The sequence below is a fragment of the Mobiluncus mulieris genome (assembly GCF_014204735.1).
GTDB classification, from domain to species: Bacteria; Actinomycetota; Actinomycetes; order Actinomycetales; family Actinomycetaceae; genus Mobiluncus; species Mobiluncus mulieris.
Genome location: NZ_JACHMA010000001.1, coordinates 1,046,833 through 1,073,389, shown reverse-complemented (window position 1 = coordinate 1,073,389; position 26,557 = coordinate 1,046,833). Strand labels below are relative to the sequence as shown.

Sequence of the window (26,557 nt, the reverse complement as noted above, 5' to 3'; positions counted from 1 at the left end):
CACTCATTTTATCCATGCATTGCCACTAAGCTAGGTTTAAAACCGATTTCGGCAAAAACAGCAACGAACTGTCCTAGTTAAATGCAAGGAATTCTAGATGAGTGACGTACAAATCAAATGTCCCAGTTGCGGGGCGCCTCTGAGCTTTGATGCGCCCAGTGGGGAAATGAAATGTGATTTCTGTGGTTCAACCTTCACTGTTCCTGAAGGCGAAGAAGCCTCCGCTAAGGATGCCCAATCGGGCTGGAGTGAGGCTCCTGCTACCTATATAGACGAATCCACTGGCGAGCATCTAGCTACGTTTCACTGTGGCTCCTGCGGTGGCGAGATTGTGGGTAATCCCGACACGGTTTCCACGAAATGTCCGTGGTGTAACAATAATTTCGTGTCCACCAGCCAGTTAACCCGCACTCGCGTGCCAGATCGGATGATTCCTTTCGGCATGTCTAAAGAGCAGGCTCTGGCCGCCTTTAATGCTAGGATGAAAAAATTGTGGTTACTGCCGAAAGACTTCCGGAATGTTAATATGATGGATGTTCAAGGGGTATATGTTCCCTACTGGCTCTATGACGCTTCGGTTGCGGGTCAGGCTACCTATCGCGCAGAACGAGTTCGCTCGTGGCGCTCCGGGGACTATGAATACACTGAACACCGTATCTACCAGGTAGAACGTGAATGTGAGGTCGGTTATCTGGATGTACCAGTGTCAGGAACATCCAAGATTACCGGTGACATTACCGAAGCTATCGAGCCCTTTGATTACTCGAAATCCACTGACTTTGCTCCGGGGTATCTCAGTGGTTTTGTGACGAATAAATACGACATTGACTCTGACCAGGCCAATCCCCGTGCCTTGGATCGGATGAAACACACTACCTCCGAGGTAATGCGCCAGTCTGTGGTCGGATTTACCTCAGTTAAAGAGACCTCTTGCCAGATTAAACCCGCTTACGGCGACTTGGAATACGTATTTTTGCCGGTGTGGCTGATGAACATTACCTGGAACGGTAAGAATTACCAATATGCTATGAACGGGCAAACCGGTAAATTCGTGGGGACCTTTCCGGTTTCCTGGGCGAAGTTCTGGGGAGGTTTCTTTGGGCTGTTCTTCCCCCTAGCCGCAATAACTGGTGTCACTGTTTTTGCCTTTGTTATCCCACAGATGCTCGGTTAAGGAAGGGGAAAGTGTATGTTATATCAAAAGAATCTTCTGTATTGGTTTGTTTCGGGTCTTCTGGTGCTTGGTTTTCTGGGGACGCTAGCCTTTCCTGCTGATTACGCCGTTTCATTAGGTGCCAGCCCGCAATCCCTGCAAAACGCTGTGAACCCGGGACTGGCACCTCATGAATCCGCAACCACTAATCCAATGGCCGCCGACCCCGCCAACCCTGTGGCGGTGGCTCCAGAAACCAACCCCAGCCAAACCGCTATCCCGGCCGCACCCACCACTCCCGCCACAGCATCACAACGACATATCTATGACGATGCCCGAATCTTTTCCCCCGAAAAAATTTCGATTTGGAACCAACGTGCCGCTGAACTAGCCAAACAATACGGGATAGGAATCTATATCGTTACGACTTCCTCCTTGAACGGTCGAGACCCCCGAGACTGGACCATCGACTATTTCCGCGACGCGAAACTCGGTGAAGGCTCGCAACACAGTGGAGAAATCTTGATGATTTGCCCCGAAAGTCGCGATATGCACATCGGGGGACAGGGCGAGGCGGAACAGGCCTTCCCTAACTATGTGGTTGACGTGATTCTGGCGAAAATGCGTAAGCCATTGAGACAAGACGACTGGGATGGCGGCGGTGAGCTGTTCTTGCAACAAGCCGCCAACTACCTGCGAGTTTGGAAAAGTACAGTCAAGTATTCTTCCGGCGATACCTCCGGTCGGGAGTACAGTAGTGCCGCGAGCGATAGCTCCAAATACCGGAATGACTACTCGCAACAATCCGAAAACTACACCGGTATTGGAATCCTAACCACGCTGGTGCTGGCGGCGGGCATTGCCGGGCTGGTGATGTGGACGTTGTGGACACAACACAACACTATAAAACGACAGCAAGGAGCCCGATACTACGTGGTACCAGGCTCCTCGCGCATCACGAATGCGGACGATATCTTGGTGGATTCCTATGTGACTTCAGTGAAAATTCCCAAGGCCTCGTCATCTTCTTCGTCGAGATCCAGTTTTTCAAGCGGCGGCTGGACGGGGGGCTCCTCGAAATTCTAGGGGAGTTGCGCGGAGCCGCTTTTTACCTTGTCTATGCCTTTGCCTTTGCCAGTGACTCCTTGGCCTTAGCCACCACGTTTTCCACGGTGAAACCAAAGAATTTGAAGTTTTCGGCACCTGAATTTGGCTTCCCGAATGTTTCGATGGAAACCGGCACCCCGGCATCACCCAGGTACTTGTACCACGGCATAGCTACTCCGGCCTCGATGGAAACCCGGGCGCGCACCCTGGGGGGAATTACCGAATCACGATAGGCCTGGTCTTGTTCCTCAAACCACTCCAGACAAGGCAGATTCACGATTCGCGCCACGAAGCCCTCTTCGAATAAAACCTGGCCGGCTTGCAAAGCCAAGGATACTTCCGAACCGGTGGCCAGCAGCAAGACTTGGGGATTTTCCCCGAAATCCTTCAATACATAACCACCACGAGCCACTTCGCTGGCAGGGGCTAAACCGGATTCCGCACGCCCCGGATTCGGCACGCCCTGGCGAGTCAATACCAATCCGGCCGGACCACGGCGACGCAATACTTCCAGCCACGCCCAGGCGGTTTCCTCTGCGTCAGCGGGACGTACCACCGCAATCCCGGGCATGGCGCGGTAGCTTGCTAGGGTTTCCACCGGTTGGTGGGTCGGACCGTCCTCGCCCACCCCGACAGAATCGTGGGTCCATACATAAGTAACCGGCAATCCCATCAAAGCCGCCAGGCGAACCGCTCCGCGCATGAAATCCGAGAACACAAAGAAGGTTCCCCCGTAAGGACGGGTTAAGCCGGAAACCGCAATACCATTCATCACCCCGGCCATCGCGTGCTCGCGTACCCCAAAGTGCAGGTTGCGCCCATAGGGCGAGGTTTGCCAGGACTTGGTGCCATGCTCGAGCGGAGCAAAAGACAGTTCTGCCTTCATGTCGGTGTTGTTGGATCCGGCCAAGTCCGCACTGCCACCCCACAGTTCCGGCATGGCATCAGCCAGGGCGTTAATCACTTTGCCGCTTGCAGCGCGAGTGGCCAGGGCTTTGCCGGCTTCGAACTTCGGTAACACCTGCTCAAGGCCCTCAGGCAGTTTCCCGGCTTGTAAGCGCTGTAAAAGCTCCGCGCCTTCGGGATTAGCCTGCTGCCACGCCTCGAACCTTTCAATCCAGGCTTCGTAGGCTTTGCGGGCGCGAAGCGCGGCGTTTTCCCTGGTGGCCTGCAACACCTCGGGGGACACGACGAAGGACTGGTCGTGATTCATGCCCAAGGCATCTTTCAAACCGGCCAGCTCACTGGCGCCCAGGGGAGCACCGTGAATTGCACCATGGTTTTGTTTCGAGGGACTTGGCCAGCCAATAATGGTACGCAGTTTAATCAAAGAAGGTCGCTCTGTTTCCGCTTTCGCGGCGGTGATAGCCGCGTACAGTGCAGTCAAATCTTCTGCGTAGCTGCCGTCGGAACGCAACCAGTTGACCTCTTGATAATGCCAGCCTTGGGATTCGAAGCGGGCGCGAATGTCTTCGTTAAAAGCAATCTTGACATCGTCTTCAATGGAAATCTGGTTGTCATCATACAGGTAAATCAGGTTACCGAGTTTTTGGGTACCGGCCAGGGAACAGGCTTCGTATCCGATGCCTTCCTGCAGGCATCCTTCCCCGGAAATCACGTAAACATAATGGTCAAACGGGGATTTACCCAGCGGTGCGCTCGAATCAAGCATACCGCGCAAGCGTCGTTGCTCCATGGCCATGCCCACAGCGGCAGCCACTCCAGTCCCTAACGGGCCGGTGGTAACTTCGATACCGGGTTGCACCCCGTACTCGGGGTGCCCGGTCAGTAAACCTCCGCTTTGTCGCAGTTTCTTTAAATCCTCCATCTCTATCCCGTAACCAGCGAGGAAAAGCTGTACATACTGCAGCGCCGAGGCATGTCCAGCCGATAGGACGAAACGGTCACGTCCCAGCCACTTCGGGTCTTTAGGATTCGTGTTCATGACGTATTGATATAGCAAATAGGCGGCTGGAGCTAATGAAATCGGTGTGCCAGGATGTCCGCTACCTGCAGCTTCGACCATATCGGCTGCGAGGGCTTTGGATTGACGAATAGCCTTTAAATCGAGCTCAGTGGCTTGAAAACTCATTTTCGTAACTCCTTAAAATATGACGAGTTAATGGATACAAATTGTTCACCTTGATGATATAAAAAAATACGATGTTCAGGAGGTATTAGCCATGGGTTCTGTACATTTTGCAAATCCCAGTTGGACGCCAGGTTTAAATCCCCAGGATTTCTTGAACTATCTGAGCGTGGAACGTGGTGCTTCCCCGCACACTATTGCAGCTTACCAACGTGACCTGCAGCGTTACGTGGCGTATCTGCAAATATTGGGGCGTGATACGCTGGCGCAGGTCACGGAGGTCGATTTGGAAGGCTTCGTGCGGGCTTTGGGGGATGGCTTTGCTTCGTTCCCGCCGCTAGGGTCGACTTCGGTGCGGCGTTGTTTGGCGGCTGCCCGCTCGTGGCACCGTTATCTGTTTGATTCGGGTTCATTAGGTGCCAATGTGGCTTCGAGCGTAAAGCCTGCCAAGTTGCCGCGTCGTCTTCCAGAAACCTTGAGCCTGGAGGAAATGGAGGCTTTGTTAGCCGCCGCGAGCTCCCCAGGAGACAGTAATTCTCTACGCGACCGTGCCCTGTTGGAGTTTCTTTACGCCAGTGGCGCGCGTATCTCGGAGGCGATGAATCTGGTGCTGGATGATATTGATTTTGAAACGGAACCCGCTTTGGTGCGGCTTTTCGGTAAGGGGCGCAAAGAAAGAATCTCGATGCTTGGTCACCAGGCATGTCAAGCCCTCCAGGCTTATTTGGTGCGGGTGCGTCCGACGCTGGCGGAAAAAGGCCAATCCAGAGGGCGGGTGTTTCTAAATACTTACGGCAAACCGATGTCGCGCCAAACCGCTTGGGCGATTATTCAGGCTGCTGCCAAGCGCGCTCAGATAGACCGTCCGGTGCATCCCCACACGTTGCGGCATTGTTTTGCCACGCATTTGTTGCAGGGTGGGGCGGATATCCGAGTGGTGCAGGAATTGCTGGGTCACGCCTCGGTGACGACCACGGAGATTTATACGAAAGTCTCGAAACAGATGTTGCTCGAAGTTTATGCTTCGGCACACCCTCGCGCCCGGCTCACTTAGCCGAAATCTTTCGGTAAGATAATTATGTGAAAACGTCTCAGCCCGCTATGATGCCGGTTCCGCCCGAAGACACGGAGTTTCCGGAGCCCCCCGCCCTGTCTGGGCACGGTCCGGCGCGTATTATCGCTATGTGCAACCAAAAGGGCGGGGTGGGGAAAACCACCACGGCTATTAATCTTTCGGCGGCTTTGGCCGGTTATGGTCGACGGGTGTTGTTGGTGGATTTTGACCCGCAGGGCGCAGCCTCGGTGGGTTTAGGGATTAACGGTCACGAATTGGATAACACGATTTATTCTCTGATGCTCAGTGGTCACCACAATGTGACTATTCGCGATGTGATTCAGAACACCGGCACAGAGAATCTGGACTTGATTCCAGCTAACATTGATCTTTCTGCCGCCGAGTTGCAGCTGGTTAACGAAGTGGCGCGTGAAACCATCTTGGCGCGGGTTTTGCGTGATGTGGAACAGGATTATGACCTGATAGTTATTGACTGTCAGCCGTCGTTGGGCTTGTTGACGGTAAATGCGCTTACGGCTGCCCACGGGGTAATTATCCCGGTGGCTACCGAGTTTTTCGCGCTGCGCGGGGTGGCTTTGTTGATGGAGACGATTAACACGGTGCGCGACCGTTTGAATCCACGCCTGCAGCTGGACGGAATCTTGGCAACGATGGTAGATTCGCGCACGCTTCATTCCAAAGAGGTTTTCGAACGTTTGACCGAGGCTTTCCAGGACAAAATGTTTTCCACTGTAATTAACCGCACGGTGAAGTTCCCGGATTCTACGGTGGCAACGCGTCCGATAACCGAGTTCGCGCCAACTCATGACGGAGCTGAGGCCTATCGCCGTTTGGCACGTGAAGTGGTCGCCAAGGGATATGTCGCCTGATTCTTCGGTTAAAAACCCGTCTTTCGAAGTAAACACTGCGGAATATACCGGTCCGTTTCATCTTTTAGCTGATTTGGTGGCGAAACGAAAACTTGATATCACGGCTTTCGCTTTGGCCGAGGTTACCAGCGAATTCTTGGAATACATCGCCAAGTTTCCCTCGCTGTCCCAAGCTACCGAGTTTCTGGTTATTGCGGCGACTTTGCTGGACATCAAAGCCGCGCGGTTGCTGCCGGGGATGGTGGAAACCGAGGAAGACCTGGAACTGTTGGAGGCTCAGGATTTGCTGATTTCTCGTTTGATTCAGTACCAAACCTACAAAGAGGCTGCCGGGTTTATTGCCTATAACTGGGATGAATACGGTTCGGCGATGGGTCGAGTACCGGGGGCGGAGCCTCTGCTCAAGGGGGTTTTGGCTAGCCTTAAAACCACGATTGATTGCGAGGATTTGGCTCGTCGCGCCGCCGGGGCGATTTTCGCTACGCCGCCTCAAGTACTGGTGGCACATCTGCATGATCCGTTGGTTTCCGTCACTGAGCAAAGCCAGGTTTTGACCGAACGTTTGCGCCAGGCGGGTTCCTTGACTTTCCGCCAGTTGGTGGCGGATGCTAAGACCTTGCCAGTGATAATTTCGCGGTTTTTGGCGTTGTTGGACATGTATCGTCATGGCCACCTCAGTTTCGACCAGGAATATCCTTTGGGTAAGTTAGTTATTACCTGGGTGGGAAAGCCGGTGGATTCAACTGAAACGGTCGAGTCAGATGATTCCGACGCGGCGTTTAGTGATGCGGAAGGGGAGTGGCAATGAATGACCTACTAGCAGGCGGGGGATTCTGGGGGGAACCTATGGGGGATTTCGTGTCGGAGCCCGAAGCGTCGCCCGCCACGGCCATCGTGGCGGAATCTGGGGATGGGTTTGCCTCGGACGCGGAGCTGTTGTCTGGTCTCGAAGCCATTTTGATGATTTCCGAGGCTCCAGTTACGTTAACTTCTCTTGCTACCGTTTTAGCGGTGCCGGAGGCGCGGATTCATGAGGCGCTAGCCGCTTTAGCGGCCGAATATCGCGGCGAAACCGGCTCGCGGTCACGGGGCTTTGAGCTGCGTGAAAGCGCTGGAGGTTGGCGGATTTATGCCGCGCCTCGGTTCCAGGAACTGGTCGCTGGTTTTGTAAATCTGGGTTCTTCAGGCAAACTATCGCAGGCCGCTTTAGAGACCTTGGCAGTGGTGGCCTACAAGCAACCTTGTACCCGGGGGCAAGTCGCCGCGATTCGCGGGGTGAATGTAGACTCGGTGATGCGTAATCTGACGGCACGGGGTTTGATTGCGGAGTGCGGCCAGACCAATCTGGGGGCGATTCTATATGAAACCACGGCGGCTTTTTTAGAGCAAACCGGTTTGGATAGCCTGGAGGATTTGCCGCCGCTGGCACCGTATGTGCCAGCAAATCCGGATTTATCTGGGGTATTGGCAGCGGAAGCAACCGAGGCGGCCGAGGCAATTTTGGATGCCCAGACCCAGCGTGGTGTTAAGGAATTTAGCGAGGCACAGTTAGGAGCAACTCATGAATGAAACGAAAACCCTTGTCGAGGACACGAACCTGGCTATTCCCGAGGTTCCCGAGCACGCGCTCTGCTCTGATTCTAATCCGGGCGCTTCGCCTGCGGTGGAGATTCCGGAAGAACCGGTTCGGCTACAGAAACTGCTGTCGCAGGCCGGGGTGGCTTCGCGGCGTGCCAGTGAAGACCTGATTAAACGTGGCCGAGTCCAGGTGGACGGTGAAACCGTGACGGAAATGGGGCTGAAAGTTTTGCCTAGTGCGCGCATAACGGTAAATGGCCAGCGAATTCACACGGATGCTGCCTTACAGGTTTGGGCTTTTAACAAGCCAGTGGGGACGGTCTCTACCATGCAACCCGAGGATGACCGGCCATGCTTGGGGGATTGGGCGACGAAGCTTCCCCAACGTGTGTTCCACGTGGGGCGCCTGGATGTGGCGACGGCCGGGCTGATTCTGCTTACCAATAATGGCGATTTGGCTAATCGCTTGGTTCATCCTCGCTACGAGGTGCCCAAAACCTACGTGGCGATGGTGCAAGGCCAGGTTAAACCTGGATTGGGCAAGGTATTACGCCGAGGCGTGGAACTCGAAGATGGCGTGACTAAGGTAGATACTTTCAAGTTGGTTGAGGTTCGGCGGGGTTCCTCGATTGTTCAGTTGACGCTGCATTCTGGCAAGAATCGTGTGGTGCGCCGACTGCTGTCAGAGGTGGGGCATCCGGTTTCAGCTTTGACCCGCACCGCGATTGGAACGCTGCGTCTAGGGGATTTGAAGGAAGGTCATTTCCGGCTACTAACCGGTTCCGATTTGGTAAAGCTGCAGGAAATGGTGGGTTTATAGTCATGAGCGGGACAGTGAAGGAAGTAACACAATCTGTAACGAATAGTACAGATTCCTACGAATCGAGACGTGAGGCGGCTCCCAATTGTGGAATGTTAGGTACAAAAAACCTTGAATTTGGAGCGGTCGATACGCGTGTTAGCGATAGTGGAACGGCGGGTACAAAAGGTCCAGTTTTGATTATCGGAGCCGGGCTAATCGGTGGTTCCTTGGGTTTGTCTTTGACCCGTCTGGGCTTATCGGTTTACTTGCGTGATGCTTCCCCTACTGCCGTTTCATTAGGTGCCAGCTTGGGTGCCGGCACCCCGTGGAATCCTGGCCTCCCCGAGCCAGGCCTTGTGGTCGTAGCCACCCCACCCGATGTCACCGCCGGCGTTGTTTGCGAGGCGCTAGTGGAATTCCCAACATCCATTGTCCTAGATGTGTCCTCGGTGAAAACTCCGATAGTCGCAGCAGTTTTGGCTGGGAAACCTGATGCGGCCAGTCGCTATTGCTCTGTCCATCCGATGGCAGGCAAAGAAGTTAATGGTATCGGGGCAGCCTCTGGGGATTTGTTCACCGGGCGACCCTGGGTGGTGGTAGCGCACCCGGACACCGCGTCTACGGCAGTTCTAGCTGCCCGGACTTTAGGAATAGATGTGGGAGCATTCCTGGTGTCCCTCGGAGCCACAGAACACGACCGAGCCGTGGCGCTGGTTTCCCATGTGCCTCAGCTCGTGTCATCCCTGATGGCTGGATTGCTGATTGATGCCCCGGCGACATCCCTGGAACTGGCCGGGGGAGGATTGCGCGATGTGACGCGGGTAGCGGCTTCGGATCCAAGATTGTGGAATGCGATTTTGGCGGGAAACTCCCAAGCTGTTCGCGAGGTTTTGTTGCAAATGCAACAAAACCTCGCGGCTTTGATTGCCGGATTAGCTTCTCATGAAATGGCACCTCATGAATCCGAAACCAACCCCACCCCAGCACCCGAGGTGAGCGACACCGAAAGCGCTCTCGACGGAACCCCCCGCAACGAAACCTGGACTAAAGGCGCCGTGGGAGCCGTCAACACGGTGATGACCCGAGGCAACGAAGGTGTCGGCCGTATCCCCGGCAAACACGGCGACGCGGCCTCAAACTACGGTCAAGTGGCGGTATTGGTGCCAGACAAACCCGGCTTTCTGGGGAAACTGTTCCAAGAAATCGGTGCCGCCGGAATCAATATCGAAGATTTCCGTATCGAACACTCGCTGGGACAATCACGCGGTCTGGCCTACATCTACGTTATCCCCGCCTCGGTGGAACCACTGAGCGGTCACCTCCAGGAAACCGGCTGGAAAGTAGCGCGTTTGTAGCGGAACTGCTCGGGCGACGCTAAATTAGGATAGTTACATTATCCAGTGTGATTCCGGGGACTCGTAATGCCCCCGCCAAGCAGGGAAAGACTTATGGAATACGAAAAGTACGAAAACTTACGCGAAAAAGTCCTCGGACGCGGCCTGGTGGTGGCCATTGATGGGCCGAGCGGTTCCGGGAAATCCACTATTGCCCGTAAAGTAGCGGCGGCCTTGGATTTGGGGTATCTGGATACGGGGGCTATGTATCGTGCCACCGCCTGGTGGGTAGACCACCGGGGTCTCGACGTATCGCGTCCCGAAGAATTGGCGGTAGCGATGGCGAAAATGGATTTGAAGGTAACGGCGGTGGCGCATAACCCGCGTTTTTTTGTTGATGGTTTCGATGTCGGGCACGTGATTCGCGGGGAACACATTGATTCGATTGTGTCTGGGGTAGCGGCGGTGCCGGCGGTGCGCGCCGTACTAATCGCCTTGCAACAGCGCGTAATTCGGGAAGCCCGGAATTCCACTCGCGGGATTGTGGTGGAAGGACGTGACATCACCACGGTGGTAGCTCCCCAGGCGCCGGTGCGGATTTTGTTGACCGCCGACCCAGAGATTCGTCTGTTGCGCCGGGCTTTGCAAGATACTGGGCACGACGGGGCGGAAGCGCTGGAACGCGAACGGGCTTTGGTGCTGGGGCGAGACATGAAAGATGCGAAAGTCAACGAGTTTATGCAAGCTGCTCCTGGGGTGCACCTGGTGGACTCCACGAGTTTGGATTTAGAGCAAACCCTGGATGCGGTGATGAGCTTGATTGACCAGAATACCGACTGGGATAGACCCGGTAACTGAACAAGTTTTTTTGGTGAATTTCACGGGGATAGAAAGGGAATTGATGGCAGACTTGGGCACGGAAAATCCGGAGGTGGGGCTGGCCAGGCATACCTTGGGGGAGCTCCCGGGGGAGCATATCCCGGGGGACGGGACAACCACCACAACCGACACAACCGATACCGAAGCCGCCACCGAGCGTTTGCTGCGCGAAGGCCTGGGGGACTACGAACTAGAACCAGAAGACCTGGCGTTGTTGGATGGCGACCTCTCCGAACTGTCACGCCCGGACAATCGCGACTCCTGGCCGACAGTGGCGATAGTGGGGCGCCCGAATGTGGGCAAGTCCACTTTAGTGAACCGGATTTTAGGACGTCGTGTTGCGGTGGTTTTGGACGAACCTGGGGTAACACGCGACCGGGTGATTTACGATGCGGATTGGAATGGGCGGGATTTCCACCTGATAGACACCGGCGGTTGGGATGTGGGGGTCAAAGGCTTGGACAAGGCCGTGGCCACTCAGGCCGAGATTGCTATCGAGATGGCCGATGTGTCACTGTTTGTGGTGGATGCTAATGTGGGGGCGACCGCCACTGACGAAGCCATGATGCGCCTGTTGCGTGCCTCGAAAAAACCGGTAATCTTGGTGGCCAACAAGGTTGATTCCGAACGAGCAGAGGCCGATGCGTCGGGATTATGGAACCTAGGTTTGGGTGAACCCTATCCGATTTCAGCCTTGCATGGTCGCGGGGTGGGGGAACTGCTGGATGTGCTGTTGGACGCTTTGCCGCCGGTTGCTGCCCATCGGGTAGAACGCCCGGCCGATTCTACGCCGCGAGTGGCCTTGGTGGGGCGCCCGAATGTGGGCAAGTCTTCCTTGCTGAATAGCCTGGCCGGTTCGGGGCGTTCCGTGGTTAGTGACACCCCCGGCACTACGCGCGATCCCGTTGACGAGGTTTTGGAACTGGACGGCAAGGAATGGGTTTTCGTTGATACGGCTGGGATTAAGCGGCGTATCAAGCAAACCGTAGGGGCGGACTATTATTCGGTGCTACGCGCCCAGTCTGCGATTGAATCCGCCGAGGTTGCCCTGGTGCTGCTTGACGGGGGTGAACCGTTGAGCGAACAGGACGTGAAAGTCGTGAACCTGGTGGTAGAGTCTGGGCGTGCCCTGGTTTTGGTGAACAATAAATGGGATTTGGTTGATGAATACCGTCAACAGGAACTGAAGCGTGAACAGGAACTGGATTTGGCGCATGTTTCCTGGGCGCCGAAGATAAACATTGCTGCGAAAACTGGTTGGCACACGAATCGGATTGTGCGTGCCTTAGAGGCTGCTTTAGAGGGGTGGACGACTCGGATTGGCACTTCGCGTTTGAACACGTTTTTGGGCGAATTGGTCGCGGCTCATCCGCATCCGTTGCGTGGTGGTAAGCAGCCGCGGATTCTTTATGCTACCCAGGCAGGGGTGTGCCCACCGCGTTTTGTGTTGTTCACCACGGGATTTTTGGATCCCCAATACCGGCGTTTCATTGAGCGTCGGTTGCGCGAGACTTTCGGTTTCGTGGGCACTCCGGTTCAGATTGGGGTGCGGGTGCGGGAAAAACGCCGCCGCTAGTGGCGAATGCAGTATATTTTCGGTGGTTTCGTTAGCTAGAATGGGTCAGTATCGCTCGAAGCGGTTTACCGCTGCAATGCCTGTCTCCGTTTTCGATACTGGGGTTTTACGGGGAAAGGCCCGCTCAAGTTTCGTCTTGCTCGGGGTTTAGTGTAAAGTAGTGTCGTTGCCCCTCAAAGGGTGTTTCACTTCATGAGGTGCTTGTCACGGGCTGTGGCGCAGTTTGGTAGCGCACTTGACTGGGGGTCAAGTGGTCGCAGGTTCAAATCCTGTCAGCCCGACAAAGAAACCGGTTAGGGCTGTTTTAGGAACACGCCGCTTGTTGGTTTCGCTTGGACTGAGTTATAGACAGAGCTAAAGCATGCTCGAAAATCCATCTCGTAGCCTGCATCATGTTGTTGTATCGACTGCTTCAGATTCACAGTTGGCTCGTGGTCGGCACGTGCGGTTGGTTCTTTCGGGGTCATGAGGTGCTGGTTCGAGCTGGAAGCCTCCTGGGAAAAACGCGGGCGTTACATGAAACGGGTTTCTGGATGGGAGGAATCCTGGGTACTGTCTGGGGAATTTACGCGACACGCCGAAAATGTTTCGTGCGGGGGTTTAGTCGACTTCGAAATACATGGTTGTGATTACCTGAAAACCTGGTGAGCATGGGAATATGCTCCGTAGTCGGTGTCCTTAGGGAGCTGAGCTGGCAAATTCTTTGTTCTGTCATTTCGGGGGGGATGGGGCATAGTATATGTGATATTTATCACATTATCTCAGGCAATCTGACCGCTCGGAAATCCCTTAAACCCAGTAAAATCAGTAATTTTTCTTGAGACTAAGCTTAAAATTTACCGAGTATAAAGTTTCTTTACTGAAGCTTGAAGCTTCCCAACATGGATAATCCTTGGTTTTCCAACGGAATCCGCTAAACTATAACTGTAGGTTTCAAGGGAACCGGAACAACATCGAACATGGCAGAGGGAACTCGGCCTGCGGAATGGGTTCAGGAGCCCGGATAGCCTGCGGCAGCGTACAGGGCGCTGTCAAGTAAGAGCATGGAGGTCTCCCAAAATGAAAAGTTCACATAAGTTTTACGCAGCCACCGGAGGTCTTCTGGTTGCGGCTCTCATGGGCTTCGCAGGGGCGCACGCTGATACGGGTGTTCCTGAGGTAGATGCTAGTACTCCCATTGAGCCTGTAGCCAGTGTGCCTGCCGGGGGTTTCGAGGTTGGCGAGAGTGCTGAAGGCAAGGAAACAGCTGCTCCTGAAAAGCAGGAAGCTGCTGATGCCGAAAAGGCTCCTGTCACCACCCAGGAAAAGGCTGAGAAGGCCGCTGATGAAGCTGAGGTAGCGAAGTCAGAGGCTGAGTCGGTTGCGAAGGATGCCACTGAAGAGAAGTCTGAAGCCACGGAAGCTCCGAAGGCTGCGGATTCTGCTCCGACAGAGGCTAAAGAAAACAGTGAGGAAGCCACCACTGATAAGGCTAAAACCACTGAACCTTCCACCGAAAAGGTAGCCGAAGAGACTAAGGAGGGGACGTCTGTTGCTGCAGCGGCCGGGACTGAGGTCAACGCAGAATCGGTTGTTCCCGTTACTTATGTACTACCTAGCCACAGTTCTGTTGCGGCCAGCGACGATGCCGAGGAAGTTGTTACTCCACAACCCGATGCTCAGGCTCCGCTGTTGACCATGGCTAAGACCGAGGAAGCGGTTCCCTCTTCGGAAAAGACTCCGAATGGTGAATCTCAGGTAGTATTCTTCGAACTGCCGCAACCCGCTGGACCGGCTTTGGTTCCCGGACAAGCTACTCCGCTGCTCAATGCGGCGGTTTCTGAAGAAGCCACTGTTAACGCTAACGTGGTTCCTTCCACTGCTGTCCAGGAAAATGCCGCTGTAGCGCAGTATAACGTCAAGGCTAACGCCAGTTCTAAGGTTGCTGCTGAAACCGGGACATTGAGCCGTAGTTTGGCTCGTACCGGTTCCATTGCCCAGTACGCCACCTTGCTTTCCGCTGGTGCTTTGATTCTGGGTTTGGCCTTCCTGGTTGGTGCAGTTGCCACCTCGCGTCGCAACTCTCGACTGGTTGATGCAGAATAGTCCGCACTCCCTGTAAGAGACCTGTGGTTTGTGCCCACCATCCGGTGGGCACAAACTTTTTTAGCTGCTAGATGTTGTTCGGCGCTCCACCTAAAAACGCCGAACAACATCTAGCAGCTTTTTAGCGATTACATAAATTCCCTGGATTACTTACCATAAATCGCATCAATTTCGCGGGAATATTTTTTCATTACTACCTCCCGACGCACCTTCATGGATGGGGTCAACATGCCATTGTCCACCGTGAAATCCCCCAAAATCACTCGCACTTTACGAATTGATTCCGCCCGAGATACCGACTCTGAAGCCCGCGTGGCACCGCGCATTAAGGATTCTTGCACGGCCGGATGCACCGCTGCTGCTGCTACATCCATCGAGGGCAACTTGTGGTTAGCCAACCAAGTCGGCAGCATCTCGCGATCTAAAGTCACCAAAGCCGACACAAAGGGGCGCTTATCCCCAATAACCACCACATTGGAAACCAAGGGATGCCCCCGGAAGGCCTCCTCTAGAGGTGCCGGGGAGACATTCTTGCCCGAAGCGGTTACAATCAGTTCCTTTTTCCGGCCGGTGATACTCAAGAATCCGTCATCGTCAATTTCGCCCAAATCCCCGGTTCTAAACCAACCTTGCGCATCCAATACCGCAGCGGTGTCGGTCGGGTTATGACGATAGCCGCGCATAACCAGGTCAGAACGAACGAAAATCTCGCCAGTATCATCGATACGCACTTCTACTCCCGGCAAGGGCAGACCCACCGAGGGAATTCGCACCTCTGGCACATTACCGGTTACCGGTCCCGCTGTTTCAGTCAAGCCCCAGCCTTCAATCACATTCAGACCTAGTCCACGATAGAAATGACCCAGCCTTTCCCCCAGAGGGGCACCACCACTAATGACATAGCGGCAATCTTTACCCAAAATATCCAAAATCTTCGAATATACCAGGCGCTCTGCCCAACGGTGCTGCACCCGCAGCCGCCATCCCGGTTCATGAAGGCTATCTAAGGCCTGGGAATATTGAATGGCCTGTTTAGTCGACCAAGCAAATACGCTGTGTTTCAAGCCTTTCCCGGCCTTTACCTGGGCGGCGGTATAAATCTTTTCCAACACCCGGGGAACCACAGTCATCACCGTCGGCTTGAAAGACTGCAGGTCACTCATCAGGGTCTTTACCGAGGGAACACAGGCCAGCATCCCCCGTCCTGACAGCACCGTGAAACAGGAAAACCGCGCGAAAACATGAGCCAGCGGCAAAAACAGCAACAGCCGGGTCTTCTTGTTGTCAATAACCTCTGGCAGGGCTTCGCCAATCATCAAAGCCATGTAGCAAAAATTACGCTGGGTCAGTTCCACGCCTTTAGGGCGACCCGTAGTACCGGAAGTGTAAACCACCGAAAGCAAGGAATCCAGGTTCACATTCTCTAATCGAGTCTTAACTTCCTGTTTGGAAATCCCCGCTCCCATCAAGCGAATCTGGTCTAAAGCGCCGTCTTCTAATGCCATCACCCCGAAATCCACAGTTCTGCCGGTGGATTCCACCAGGCGCTGTTGGGTAGCAGTATCCGTAATCACCAGCCGGGAGCCAGTATCTTCCAAAATCCAGTCCACCTGGCTGGCCGCATCGGTTTCATAAATCGGTACTACCGTCAGCCCGGCGGTTTGCCCGGCGTAGTCCACTAACACCCAGTCATACGAGGTTCCTGCCATCAGCCCGATACAGTCCCCGGGCTGCAGCCCCATCCCGATTAATCCCCGCGCCAAATCTATAATCTGGCTCGCTAGAGCAGCGGCTGTGATTTCCTCCCAGCCTTGCTCAAAGGGCTTGGGGCGCATCATCACCACGGCATGTGGGGTGCGCCGGGCGCGGGCAAAAAACAGCGCGGGAATCGAATCATTTGCCTCCAGGTTAACCTGTGGCGGGGTAGCGAAATATTTCAGTGTCAATGGAACCTCCGATAACAGCCATGCTTCAGTACAATGCTACCTAGATAAGCTTACGCGCTAAAATCTGTGATGCCTGAACCCCGGTCGCATGTTTCGGAAACTATCCGTTCAGATTTGGGGTAAAACTGTCGATATGTCATTTGGGTGTGTCGCGGGTTCATGAGGCGCCATTGGCTATACGGACAAGGGAGGAAATATGAGTATTCCATCAGTGGGTGCCCCGCTGCCCTCGTATAGTGCCGGAAAATCTGCTTCCAACACGGCTAATGCACAGACTTCCGCCCAGAATGCTCAAAATGCGGTGACCCAAGCGGCTGCCAATACGGCCTCGCAATCCCAATTGAGCCCTAATCCGAGAGCCGCCTCCGGTACCGCCACTGGAATTCCAGCCGAACAAAACAGTGCCGAGGCCGCTGCCGGCAAGGCTTCTTCGACCCAAAATGAATCTCGTAGCGGGTCGAGCATCCCAACATCCGCAAATTCCTCGGTGTCAAGCGCGAAGCTTGACACCTTAAGTCTCTCTACTAATGCGTGGCAGCAGCTTGCTTCGCAGACGCAAAAAGGCAGTGTGGGGAATGGTACGATGGGGCGTTTGCTGCCGGCTTTCACCCAGGGCGCCTCCGGTGGTTCCACTTTGGGTGGATCGGCGGCATCGGGTAATTCCGCTGGCAGTGTTTCTGGTTTTACCGGGATGGGTGCGGGTGCTGGTTGCGCTAGTTTGACCGGAAATCTGGTAAATGGCCAGGTAGCCACGACGGGGGGCCAAGGGCAGAGCGGCTTGGGTACTTCGGGTTCATTAGGCGCCACCCCGAATCCGAATTCGTCGTCGACACCACCCGGGTCGGGGAACCCTAATGGCGACATGTCGAGTGGCAGCCAGCCATCCGCGATGGCACCTCATGCCACCGCAATCGCCGCCAATATTACGGCGCACGCTAAAGCGGCAACTAGTGCGGCCACCAACCCATCAACCTTGCCGACCGGTTCGGGTGACGGTAAAACCGGAGCCACGTCACCGGGCGAAAACAGTGTGGATAGCGACGCAGCCGCGACTCGACCGGCTACCGGGGCGGCCGTCGCCAACCGGCCAGCCGCCGGAGCCGCAGCTTTGCGCGCTGCCGGTACCCAAAGCGCTCCTAACGCAGCCAACACTACCACCAGCAACACCAGCGCTCCCGCTGCTCCTGGCACCCCAACCGCACCGGGACACGCCGCTATGCCACGCCCCGAAGTGGCCGCCCGCCAAACAGCGGCGCAACAAGCCGCCTCGCAAATCGAAGAAGCCACCACCACAACCAGTAAAACCGCGACCCGCCAGGGGGGAAATCAGCCTCGCACCCAAGCCGCTTCCCCGGATGCTTCGATGGTGCTGGGGATGCCCACCATTTTCACCACCCCGGAACCTACCCCGAAACCGGGGGAGCTGGGCTTAAATATCACCGCCAGTTCTGACCCCGTGGTGATGAGCCAAATCGCGGCGGCCAGCGGTTTCGGGATGAAGTTGCAACAGGCTTTGAACCTGAACCTGGGGATTCCGGGTTTAACCCCGGCCAGTATGGTCAGTGCTTTGGGGGTGCTGATTTTGGTGCTGGTGGCCTTGCGGGTATTCGTAAACGGTTTTGGCGATGACTATGTGATGCTTAGTTTCGCGGTGATTATCGGCATAATACTGACGATTGGACCGTGGGTGTTTAAACCGCGACATCGCTGAACTCGCCGTTTGAAATCCCAGGGCAGATGCCCAAACCAATCCAGTTTCACATCGGGTTTGCGCCCCAAAAGCCCCGAGGCGTGAACGCCCCGGGGCTTTGTCTGTCGATTAAAGCCTAGCTACTAGCAGTTGTAGTACAACTCAAACTCGAAGGGGTGGGGATGGACGAACAGGCGTTGTACCTCGGATTCGCGTTTCTGGGTAATCCAGGTTTCCAGCAAATCCGTGGTGAACACGTCGCCTTCGGTCAGGAATTCGTTGTCTTCCTCGAGGGCATTTAAAGCCAAATCAAGTGAGGGTGGCAGCTTCTCGATATCGTGGTATTCCTCGGGGGGCAGTTCGTAGAGATCCTTGTCAATCGGCTCGGCCGGCTCGATACGGTTGCGAATTCCATCCAAACCGGCCATCAAAATCGCCGGAAAAGCCAGATAAGGATTAGCTGACGGGTCAGGCACCCGGTATTCAATGCGTTTAGCCTGCGGGGAAACCCCGGTAATGGGGATGCGGATGCAGGCAGAGCGGTTGCGTGCGGAATACACCAGGTTCACCGGGGCTTCAAAGCCGGGAACCAGACGACGGAAAGAGTTAATCGAAGGATTAGTGAAAGGCAGAATCGCGGCCGAGTGGCGCAACAGCCCGCCGATGAACCAGCGTGCCAAATCAGAAAGCCCCGCGTATCCGGATTCCCCATAGAACAGGGGATTACCGTCTTTCCACAGGGACACGTGACAGTGCAAACCGGATCCGGCCTCGCCCCACAGGGGTTTAGGCATGAAAGTCGCGGTTTTACCCAGTTCAATTGCTTTGTTTTTGACTATGTACTTGAACACCGTTAAGTTATCTGCCGCGTGCAGCAAGGTGGAATAGGTGTAACCGATTTCTTGTTGACCCGAGGCGCCGTTTTCGTGGTGGGCACGTTCAATCTCGAAACCGGTGTCTTGCAAGGTGCGAACAATAGCGTCGCGAATATCCGCGCTGCGATCCATAGGGGGAACCGGGGCATAACCATGTTGGAAGGGCATCCGGTTGCCCAGGTTATGCCCGTTTTCCTCGTCTCCGGCGGTCCAGGAGGCTTCATTAGAGCGGATTTTCACGAAGGTGTCGGCCGGATCGGTGCGGTATTGAATCGAGTCAAAGAGGTAAAATTCGGGTTCCGGTGCGAAATAGCATGTGTCGGCGATGCCGGTGGACTTCAGGTACGCTTCGGCTTTCTGAGTGACTCCGCGTGGGTCGCGGCTAAATGGCTCATTGGTAAAGGGATCGACTACCGAGGCATAGAGCACCAAAGTGGGTTCTTGGCGGAAAGGGTCGACAAAAGCCGCTGTCGGGTCGGGAATCAGTTTCATGTCGGATTCATTAATCTTGGTGAATCCCTTGATGGAAGACCCGTCGAACATCATGCCCTTGGTGAGGGTCGTTTCGAGCATATTCGTGGGGATGGTCATGTGTTGCATCGTGCCGTACAAATCGGAAAATCGTACGTCGATGAATCGGATTTTTTTATCTTGCACAAAGCTTAGAACTTGAGCGGTATCGTTAAACAAAATGGCCTCCTGGGGCTAATAATTTTTACAATTTTATTGTTCCAAATTTTACCGGGGGTGAAGCGGCGCATCAAATCGATAGAGTTTGCCCCCGGCGCGGTTCCAGCTGGGATGCGGCTGGTTGCGTCGGGGACAAGGTCTATTTAGTTTTCTCGGGTTCATGAGGTGCCAGCCCGGGTTGTGATTGTAAACGTGGCATGCCCCGTCGGTATTCCCGGGTTATAGTGCCCCAAGATTCCGGTTTTTGGTTCGCTAAATATCCACGGATATCTAACGGATAGCGGCCAAAACTGCCTCGGGCAAAACTCGGATCCCGCCCACGCCGATAACCGATTCCAGTTTCAGTGATTCGCGTTGCTGACGCACTCCGGCACCTGTATTCGGGGTCAACAGGATAACCCCGTCGTTTACTGCACCCGCTACCATTGCGTCTTTCAATGCCGTTCCGGCGGCGATGTATGCCACGCGGCCAGCCTTTTGCGCCAGTGCGTTTTTGGCCACTATTGCTGCGGTTTGGTAGCGATCCGATCCGGACCACCGTTGCCAGCTGGTTTTGCCTACTAGCTGAGCTACTACCGGGGGTGTGGCTACGGCTTCACCGCCCAGCACGATGACTTTTTCGGGGGCGAATTCTTTGATTTTTTTACCGGCTGCCGCTATTGAGGCGTCGTTAGTGAATGTCAGGATCGGTCCGTCTCGCAGCACCGATCCTGCTACCGCGTCGGGGGAACCCATACCGGCGTTGCGGGTCACGTACACGACTTTTGGCAGCCCGTTGATTGTTTGCCAACGGTTGGCTACTGCTTCGGCGGTGGCGTTGCGATCCCCGCCTTGCAGCCGAGTCACATTGGTTGCTCCTACCAGGGATGCAGCTTGGGCTTCAATATTGGCTGGAACTGCTTTACTACCGCCTAAGATGACAATTTGTTCTGGTTTGACCCCGCCCAGGTTCAGGCTCACCCCGTCAGTCAAAACCACCGGGCCGTCCCCGAGGGTTCCCGCTGCCAGGGCATCGACCGGGTTGTGGTTGGACGCCACGTAAACCACTGGCCATTTGTCCCCCCAGGCGTGCTTAGCCACGTTAACCGAAGTTTCCACCCCGGAAGGACCAGCTAAACGTTCCGGGCGCGAGACGGCGGCGCGTTTAGCCTGCAACTGTGACAACTCTTTCTTGGCGGCATCGTATTTGGCTTTCAAATTGGCATCGCCGTGGCGCATCCGGACTTGAATCTTTTGGTAGTAGTCCTGGAAACGTTTTTCGTACTCGTCCACCGTGTAAGCACCCGTTGCGACAGATTCCGGGGTTTCGCTTTCAGAGCTGGAGTTATCGGAGCACAGCGGGCCAAGCCATTCGATGCTGTCGGGGTTGATGCCCTGGGCTTTTAGCTGGTCTATGCTCTCTTGAGTGTGGCAGTTTTCAGGCTGTCTGCGCTGGGATTTGCGGTTGAAGGCGGATGCTCCCCAGTTGAACTGCTGCAGATGCGTTACGCCGTAGCTTTCCCTGTCGCCTGTACGAACCGCGAAACCGGTGACGCGATACTTGTGATCAACAATGTTTGTGTAGTGACCGGTTACTTTTTTGCACTTGTAATTAACAATGTTTGTGTAGTGACCGGTTACTCCTTTGCCTTTCGAGTCGTAAATCTTCTTTTCTGCATCAAACCATCCAATGAAGGGATCGCTGTACCCCCAGGCAATGTTTTCCCCGTATCCGTTATGTGAGTGCTCGTGGTGAAAGGTAGACCAGTTGGTGTTGACTTGGGCGATGGCCATGAGTTCGTCAGTGACTTTTAGCGGTCCGGCGGGCGACCCGTCCACGTCTCCCCACTGGGCGCGTAACGCATTGGCTTTACGCATCCATTGAAAAGTACTGGCCATGTTTTTTAGGGAGGTGGCGTCTTTCGGGTCTCCGATGTGCGTGTAGGAAATAAGAGGGGTTCCGTCGCTAACCTTGTAATCGGTTTGTAGTTGTGCTATGGCGTCTTTGGCGCCGACTTCTTCAAAGAACCCCTTGGAACCAGAATCGAACTGGGCTTTGGCGGCACTGCGGCTAGCTTGCCAGGCTTCCCGGGTCTTTTTTACCTTGGCCTGAGCTGCAGCTTCATCCTTGGGGACAACAGCATCGTTTTTCTCTGCTATTGTGGTGTTTTCATGAGGTGTTGCCGCGAATGACATCGAGGTGCAAATGGTGCCGCTTAAAGGAATCAGCAAGGCACCGGAGAGTCCAAGTGCTAAAATTTTCTTTGATTTCATTATTTTGTCTTTCTTCAGTTTCGGCTGATTGGTCGTGTATAAATTCCAGTTTGCATCAAAAGAATATCTTAGTCTCTGTGTTACAGATTTGAATTTATTTCCCCGGCGCGGTTCCAGCTGGGATGCGGCTGGTTGCGTCGGGAGCTGCGGACGGGAAAATCCCAACCGTAAGTGGCCTATAATGAAACCGACAGGGGAGCGAAATACGCTGAGAGTGCCCACTACCAGGCAGACCCTCGAACCTGGGCGGATAATGCCGCCAAGGAAGTCGAGTCAATCTCGAAAACACCGCAACCGGTGTTTTTAACCCCTGCTCTGGATTATCTAGGAGCAGTAACCATGTTTAAAACCAATCGCACTCGCCAAGACTACGGATGCAAGCGCGGCACGCACCTCATGAAGGGGGCAGCACTACTGGCCGGGGCACTGGCACTGGCGGCCTGTACCTCATCAATACCCGCCAAGCACAACGCCGCCACCGAACCCACCGCCGCCGGCACCGGGCAAGGCGAAGTGACCCTGGTGGCCTATGATTCCTTCCCCCTGAGTGAAGAAACCATCGCTGCTTTCAAGAAAAAAACCGGCTACGACCTGAAGGTCGTCAAATCTGGGGACGGGGTGGAACTGACGAATAAAATCATCCTCACCAAGGACGCCCCCCTGGGGGATGCGGTGTTCGGGATGGATAACAACACCGCACAAGCCGCCGTAAAAGCCGGAGCCTTAGCTGACTTTACGGGACAACTGGCACCCAGCGTCACCAAGGCGCGTGGCGCGGAAAAACAACTGGTACCCATCGACCAAGGCGAAGTCTGCGTGAACTACGACATTAAATATTTCCAAGACAAAGGCTTGAAACCACCCGCCACCTTCGATGATCTCGCCGCTCCGGCGTACCAGAACCTGACGGTGGTTCAATCCCCGCAAACCTCTACCCCGGGACTGGCCTTTATGTTGGCCACCATCAAAGCCAAAGGCGAAAACAGTTGGCAGAACTATTGGAAGGCCTTGAAAGCCAACGGGGTCAAGGTAACGGATTCTTGGGACACGGCGTTCAACGCGGATTTCACGGCCGGGGGTAATAAAAACAAATCAGCTGCCTATCCGATTATGGTGTCTTACGCGTCCTCGCCGGCCTGGGCGGTAAACGAGGCCGGGGATGCCACCACCATCGGTAATGTTCCCGACACTTGTTATCGTCAGGTGGAATATGCCGCTGTGTTGCAAAACGCCAAAAATCCAGAGGGAGCCGCCGCCTTGGTAAAGTTCCTGACCGAGGAAACCGCGCAAAAAGACCTGGTGGAAAACAACTATATGTACCCCGTGTTGGACAGCGTGTCCCTGCCGGAACCGCTGGCCAAATTCGGGGCACCCTCCGGGAAAGCCGTGTCCTTGGATGACAAACAGGTCAGCGAGAAACGCGAAGCCTGGGTGCGAGCCTGGACTGAAATCATGTCCTAGGTCGCGATTGACATTGTGAATAACAGGGAATAACGCCGTGCCCACCGCAGCCGAACCCGTCAGTGCCGCGCCCGCCGCCGCGCCTACCGCCACGCCCGCGATGCCCCCCAGACAGAAACAAAACTCGGACAAGCGTGGGCACAAGTGCTGGGACAAGACTGTCCCCAGAATCCTGTTGGCAGCGGCCATCGTGGTGCCACTGGCATTCTGGGGGCTGTTTTTTCTGGTTCCTACCGCACGGCTAATCTGGCTGGGCATCAGCGGGGGAGTAATGCCGGGCGCGCCGTCCTTCGGGCAAGCCTGGCGAGACACGATGACCCGCCCGCGAACCTGGTCAGTGCTGTTTTGGACCCTCGAGATGGGGGTGCTGGGCACTGGGTTTTCCGTGATTCTGGGCGTGGCGGGTGCCTGGGTACTCTACGGTTTGCGCTGGCCGGGACGCCGGGTCTGTCGCGCCCTGCTGGGGGTACCCCTGGTGTTACCTTCGGTGGTGGTGGGGGTGGCTTTCCAAAACCTGCTGGCGAATTCGGGGCCGCTGGGTTTCCTGGGGCTGGCCGGAACACGGGTCGCGATTGTACTGGGAATGGTGTTCTTCAATTTTTCCCTAGTGGCGCGCCTGGTGGGTACGGCATGGATTCGACTCGACCCCAGGGTGGTGGCCGCAGCGCGAGTGCTCGGAGCCAGCCCCGCCCGAGCGTTCTTTACAATTACTCTGCCGCGTTTATTCCCCGCAATTTTCGCCGCAGCCTCGCTGGTGTTCCTGTATTGCATTACGTCCTATGGGCTGGTTCGGGTTATCGGCGGGGTGAAAATAACCACCTTAGAGGTTGAAATTTATCTGGAAACCGCTGCTTTCCTGAATTTGCCGGGCGCGGCGGTGTTGTCACTGCTCCAGATTGCGATAGTGCTGGTGGCGTTGATTCTCAATGCGGTGTCTCGCTCGCGTTTCGAGGCTGTCGCCGGCGAGATTCGTTCCGTGCCGCCCCGGCAGCCGCGTCGCGAGGATTTGTTGGCGCTGGTCTTGTCACTCGCGGGGGTCGTGTTGGTGGTTTTGCCTTTGGGTGGGTTGCTGCTCGATTCTTTGCACCGTGAAGGCCAGTGGACACTGGATAACTATGCGGCACTGGCGCGTCCGGGTTTGTCGGCGGCCTTGCCGGGTTCGGCGCTGTCGGCGGCAGTTTATTCATTAGAGGTCGCCCTGATTTCCACGGCGCTAACCCTGGTGACGGGCTTGTCAGTGACGGTGGTGCTGACCCGGCGGTTCAAAGCGCGGGCGTGGCGCTGGGTGCAAGAATCCTTGGATGTGCTGATGGCCTCGCCCCAGGGGGTCAGCGCGGTTACAGTGGGTTTCGGCATGTTGATAACCTTGCAAGCCCCGCCGTTTTCCATGCCCGCCAATGCGTTTTTCTTGGGCGGAGTGGCCTCGGTAGTGGCGCTACCACTGGTGTTGCGTGCCGTACTGCCTACCGTTCGGGCTATTCCCCCACGTCTTTTGCAGGCGGCGGCGACTTTAGGTGCTTCGCCCCTACAGGTATTTTTCACCCTGGAATTGCCGGTGTTGCTGCGGGTTTCTGGGGTGGGGGCGGGGTTTGCCTTCGCCATTGCCTTGGGCGAGTTCGGTGCCACCAGTTTCCTAGCGCGTCCGCTACAACCAACCTTGCCGGTGGCGATTTTTGCTTTGAGCTCCAAACCAGAAATCGTTGCCCAGGGGGCGGCCAATGCCGCTGCGGTGCTGTTGGCGGGACTCTGCGCCGCCGCGATGTTTTTGGCCGAGTGGCGCCGCACGTCAGCTTAGAGGGTTATATTCATGTGGTTCGTTCGTTTTCCGGGAGGTTTCGGTGGTTTCTAAGGGGCTGCGGGTTCATGAGGTGCAATTTGCTTATCCGCCACTTTCCCGTGGTGTGGCACCCATCCCGGTTCTAAAAAATGTGTCCTTGGAACTCGAACCTGGCCAAGTCATGGTGTTGTTGGGGTCTTCGGGTTGTGGCAAGTCAACTTTGCTACAGGTCATCAGTGGATTGCTGAAACCGGATTCCGGAACAATCGCCTGGGATAACCAAGACCTCAAACGCACCCCGGTACACCGGCGGGGTTTCGCCATGCTGTTTCAGGGTGGGGAACTGTTCCCCGGCCGTGATGTGGCGGGGAACATCGCCTATGGCCTGGAAATGCGGCGTCCCCGACCAACCCGAGCCCAACGCGAAGCTAGGGTGGCGCAGATGCTGCGCCTGGTACACCTGGAAGGCTATGAAAACCGTGGTATTTCAACGCTTTCTGGGGGGCAAGCTGGGCGGGTGGCGCTGGCGCGGGCTCTGGCTCCTGCGCCCAGGCTACTGCTGCTTGATGAACCTTTGGCAGCCCTGGATGAACAGCTCAAATACGAGCTTGCCCGGGATATTCGCGAAATCCTCAAGGCCTCTGACAGCACAGCGCTCTATGTAACTCATGACCAGAGCGAAGCCAAACTGGTTGCCGACCGGGTGAGCATTATGCACCAGGGCGAGATTGTGGCTCAAGGCAGCCTGGAGTCACTGCGCCGTAATCCCCCCAACCCCGGAATTGCCAAGTTTTTGGGGTTGTAAAGCGAAGCGGTCGTAATGTCTTGGCACCTCATGAATTCCCAACCGACTAAACCCCGCCGACATAGCCCAGTTGCCCCCACGCGAAATACAGCCCGACCGCTGCCGAAATCGCCAGGTTCAAGGAACGGCGCCCCTCTAGCATGGGAATCCGCACCCGGGAAGTCACCCGGGGGTCGTCCATAACCGGCACCGGCAGCCCGGTGTCTTCCGGACCAAACATCAAGGCATCACCATCTTGGAAATGCACCGACGGCAGCATGACCTCGGTGTGCCCGGTAAAGGCATAGATTTTTCCGGGAATTGCCGCGAAACAATCGTCCAAATCAGGGTGGCGCTGTAAGTGTGCCAAGTCGTGATAGTCCAAGCCAGCGCGTTTCAACTTGGTGTCCTCGAAATCGAATACGGTTGGTTCCACCACATGCAGAGTCGCCCCGGTACAGGCCGCCAGGCGAATCGCCGCCCCAGTATTTCCCGCGATACGCGGTTGGTAAAAAATCACATGCAACATAACGA

General features: G+C 55.5%; 20 protein-coding genes and 1 tRNA gene. 16 read left to right on the top strand and 5 right to left on the bottom strand.

Going from position 1 to position 26,557, the window contains the following annotated elements; all coding sequences use genetic code 11:
- The first annotated feature begins 97 nt into the window (after positions 1-97).
- Together F4555_RS04835 and F4555_RS04830 are read left to right on the top strand one after the other, a co-directional pair.
- Positions 98-1,174 (top strand): TFIIB-type zinc ribbon-containing protein, encoded by a 1,077-nt coding sequence (locus F4555_RS04835; RefSeq protein ID WP_115326022.1) that lies wholly within the window; start codon positions 98-100, stop codon positions 1,172-1,174.
- 15 nt (positions 1,175-1,189) lie between these two features.
- Positions 1,190-2,239 (top strand): TPM domain-containing protein, encoded by a 1,050-nt coding sequence (locus F4555_RS04830; protein WP_115326023.1) that lies wholly within the window; start codon positions 1,190-1,192, stop codon positions 2,237-2,239.
- A gap of 31 nt (positions 2,240-2,270) precedes the next feature.
- Here F4555_RS04830 and tkt read toward each other — a convergent pair whose 3' ends face one another.
- A complete protein-coding gene (gene tkt, locus F4555_RS04825; RefSeq protein WP_115326024.1) occupies positions 2,271-4,352 on the bottom strand; it encodes a transketolase in 2,082 nt (693 codons plus the stop codon).
- A 91-nt stretch (positions 4,353-4,443) separates the two neighbouring features.
- On the opposite strand from tkt, the gene F4555_RS04820 reads away from it, so the two are divergent.
- From F4555_RS04820 to F4555_RS04775, 10 genes are all read left to right on the top strand, one after another.
- Entirely contained in the window at positions 4,444-5,403 is a 960-nt protein-coding gene (locus tag F4555_RS04820; RefSeq protein ID WP_004012299.1) for a site-specific tyrosine recombinase XerD, read from the top strand.
- 47 nt (positions 5,404-5,450) lie between these two features.
- Positions 5,451-6,293, top strand: a complete 843-nt coding sequence (locus tag F4555_RS04815) for a ParA family protein (protein WP_004012300.1) — start codon at positions 5,451-5,453, stop codon at positions 6,291-6,293.
- Positions 6,283-7,101 (top strand): segregation and condensation protein A, encoded by an 819-nt coding sequence (locus tag F4555_RS04810; RefSeq protein ID WP_004012301.1) that lies wholly within the window; start codon positions 6,283-6,285, stop codon positions 7,099-7,101. The genes F4555_RS04815 and F4555_RS04810 overlap by 11 nt, the downstream gene beginning before the upstream one ends.
- Positions 7,098-7,862: an SMC-Scp complex subunit ScpB gene (scpB, locus tag F4555_RS04805; protein WP_004015782.1), complete on the top strand. Its 765-nt coding sequence runs from the start codon at positions 7,098-7,100 to the stop codon at positions 7,860-7,862. Before F4555_RS04810 ends, scpB begins: the two co-directional genes overlap by 4 nt.
- A complete protein-coding gene (locus tag F4555_RS04800; RefSeq protein WP_004012303.1) occupies positions 7,855-8,691 on the top strand; it encodes a pseudouridine synthase in 837 nt (278 codons plus the stop codon). Before scpB ends, F4555_RS04800 begins: the two co-directional genes overlap by 8 nt.
- Before the next feature lie 92 nt (positions 8,692-8,783).
- A complete protein-coding gene (locus tag F4555_RS04795; RefSeq protein WP_115326129.1) occupies positions 8,784-10,028 on the top strand; it encodes a prephenate dehydrogenase in 1,245 nt (414 codons plus the stop codon).
- 93 nt (positions 10,029-10,121) lie between these two features.
- Positions 10,122-10,865 carry a (d)CMP kinase gene (gene cmk, locus F4555_RS04790; protein ID WP_004012305.1) on the top strand — a complete coding sequence of 248 codons (744 nt, stop codon included), beginning with the start codon at positions 10,122-10,124 and terminating at the stop codon, positions 10,863-10,865.
- Between the two features lie 43 nt (positions 10,866-10,908).
- The gene (gene der, locus F4555_RS04785; RefSeq protein WP_004012306.1) at positions 10,909-12,462 is read left to right on the top strand and encodes a ribosome biogenesis GTPase Der; all 1,554 of its coding nucleotides are present in this window, start codon (positions 10,909-10,911) and stop codon (positions 12,460-12,462) included.
- A 207-nt stretch (positions 12,463-12,669) separates the two neighbouring features.
- A tRNA-Pro gene (locus tag F4555_RS04780) sits at positions 12,670-12,743 on the top strand.
- 778 nt (positions 12,744-13,521) lie between these two features.
- Positions 13,522-14,547, top strand: coding sequence for a RodZ family helix-turn-helix domain-containing protein (locus F4555_RS04775; protein ID WP_004012309.1), 1,026 nt, complete (start codon positions 13,522-13,524; stop codon positions 14,545-14,547).
- A gap of 146 nt (positions 14,548-14,693) precedes the next feature.
- On the opposite strand, the gene F4555_RS04770 is transcribed toward F4555_RS04775, so the two are convergent.
- Positions 14,694-16,493 (bottom strand): AMP-dependent synthetase/ligase, encoded by a 1,800-nt coding sequence (locus tag F4555_RS04770; RefSeq protein ID WP_004012311.1) that lies wholly within the window; start codon positions 16,491-16,493, stop codon positions 14,694-14,696.
- Between the two features lie 196 nt (positions 16,494-16,689).
- Between F4555_RS04770 and F4555_RS11135 the strand changes: the two genes are divergently transcribed.
- Positions 16,690-18,204, top strand: a complete 1,515-nt coding sequence (locus tag F4555_RS11135; protein ID WP_249262430.1) for a hypothetical protein — start codon at positions 16,690-16,692, stop codon at positions 18,202-18,204.
- Between the two features lie 122 nt (positions 18,205-18,326).
- Here the strand turns inward: F4555_RS11135 and glnA are convergent, their stop codons facing one another.
- The gene (gene glnA, locus F4555_RS04760; RefSeq protein WP_004012314.1) at positions 18,327-19,748 is read right to left on the bottom strand and encodes a type I glutamate--ammonia ligase; all 1,422 of its coding nucleotides are present in this window, start codon (positions 19,746-19,748) and stop codon (positions 18,327-18,329) included.
- A 270-nt stretch (positions 19,749-20,018) separates the two neighbouring features.
- A complete protein-coding gene (locus tag F4555_RS04755) occupies positions 20,019-22,001 on the bottom strand; it encodes a cell wall-binding repeat-containing protein (protein ID WP_115326025.1) in 1,983 nt (660 codons plus the stop codon).
- Positions 22,002-22,172: 171 nt separating this feature from the next.
- Between F4555_RS04755 and F4555_RS04750 the strand changes: the two genes are divergently transcribed.
- The 3 genes from F4555_RS04750 to F4555_RS04740 all read left to right on the top strand — a co-directional run bounded on the left by F4555_RS04750 (position 22,173) and on the right by F4555_RS04740 (position 26,044).
- Positions 22,173-23,462, top strand: a complete 1,290-nt coding sequence (locus F4555_RS04750; RefSeq protein WP_255312900.1) for a thiamine ABC transporter substrate-binding protein — start codon at positions 22,173-22,175, stop codon at positions 23,460-23,462.
- 100 nt (positions 23,463-23,562) lie between these two features.
- Entirely contained in the window at positions 23,563-25,257 is a 1,695-nt protein-coding gene (locus tag F4555_RS04745) for an ABC transporter permease (protein WP_004012317.1), read from the top strand.
- A gap of 43 nt (positions 25,258-25,300) precedes the next feature.
- Positions 25,301-26,044, top strand: coding sequence for an ABC transporter ATP-binding protein (locus F4555_RS04740; RefSeq protein WP_004014196.1), 744 nt, complete (start codon positions 25,301-25,303; stop codon positions 26,042-26,044).
- Positions 26,045-26,090: 46 nt separating this feature from the next.
- Here F4555_RS04740 and F4555_RS04735 read toward each other — a convergent pair whose 3' ends face one another.
- Positions 26,091-26,552 (bottom strand): tRNA (cytidine(34)-2'-O)-methyltransferase, encoded by a 462-nt coding sequence (locus F4555_RS04735; RefSeq protein WP_004012319.1) that lies wholly within the window; start codon positions 26,550-26,552, stop codon positions 26,091-26,093.
- Positions 26,553-26,557 lie beyond the last annotated feature (5 nt).

What these genes read in the sequence shown, in the direction of transcription:
- F4555_RS04835 (WP_115326022.1), top strand. Translation starts at nt 98, where the DNA reads ATGAGTGACGTACAAATCAAATGTCCCAGTTGCGGGGCGCCTCTGAGC.
- F4555_RS04830 (WP_115326023.1), top strand. Translation starts at nt 1,190, where the DNA reads ATGTTATATCAAAAGAATCTTCTGTATTGGTTTGTTTCGGGTCTTCTG.
- tkt (WP_115326024.1), bottom strand. Translation starts at nt 4,352, where the DNA reads ATGAGTTTTCAAGCCACTGAGCTCGATTTAAAGGCTATTCGTCAATCC.
- F4555_RS04820 (WP_004012299.1), top strand. Translation starts at nt 4,444, where the DNA reads ATGGGTTCTGTACATTTTGCAAATCCCAGTTGGACGCCAGGTTTAAAT.
- F4555_RS04815 (WP_004012300.1), top strand. Translation starts at nt 5,451, where the DNA reads ATGATGCCGGTTCCGCCCGAAGACACGGAGTTTCCGGAGCCCCCCGCC.
- F4555_RS04810 (WP_004012301.1), top strand. Translation starts at nt 6,283, where the DNA reads ATGTCGCCTGATTCTTCGGTTAAAAACCCGTCTTTCGAAGTAAACACT.
- scpB (WP_004015782.1), top strand. Translation starts at nt 7,098, where the DNA reads ATGAATGACCTACTAGCAGGCGGGGGATTCTGGGGGGAACCTATGGGG.
- F4555_RS04800 (WP_004012303.1), top strand. Translation starts at nt 7,855, where the DNA reads ATGAATGAAACGAAAACCCTTGTCGAGGACACGAACCTGGCTATTCCC.
- F4555_RS04795 (WP_115326129.1), top strand. Translation starts at nt 8,784, where the DNA reads ATGTTAGGTACAAAAAACCTTGAATTTGGAGCGGTCGATACGCGTGTT.
- cmk (WP_004012305.1), top strand. Translation starts at nt 10,122, where the DNA reads ATGGAATACGAAAAGTACGAAAACTTACGCGAAAAAGTCCTCGGACGC.
- der (WP_004012306.1), top strand. Translation starts at nt 10,909, where the DNA reads ATGGCAGACTTGGGCACGGAAAATCCGGAGGTGGGGCTGGCCAGGCAT.
- F4555_RS04775 (WP_004012309.1), top strand. Translation starts at nt 13,522, where the DNA reads ATGAAAAGTTCACATAAGTTTTACGCAGCCACCGGAGGTCTTCTGGTT.
- F4555_RS11135 (WP_249262430.1), top strand. Translation starts at nt 16,690, where the DNA reads ATGAGTATTCCATCAGTGGGTGCCCCGCTGCCCTCGTATAGTGCCGGA.
- F4555_RS04755 (WP_115326025.1), bottom strand. Translation starts at nt 22,001, where the DNA reads ATGAAATCAAAGAAAATTTTAGCACTTGGACTCTCCGGTGCCTTGCTG.
- F4555_RS04745 (WP_004012317.1), top strand. Translation starts at nt 23,563, where the DNA reads ATGCCCCCCAGACAGAAACAAAACTCGGACAAGCGTGGGCACAAGTGC.
- F4555_RS04735 (WP_004012319.1), bottom strand. Translation starts at nt 26,552, where the DNA reads ATGTTGCATGTGATTTTTTACCAACCGCGTATCGCGGGAAATACTGGG.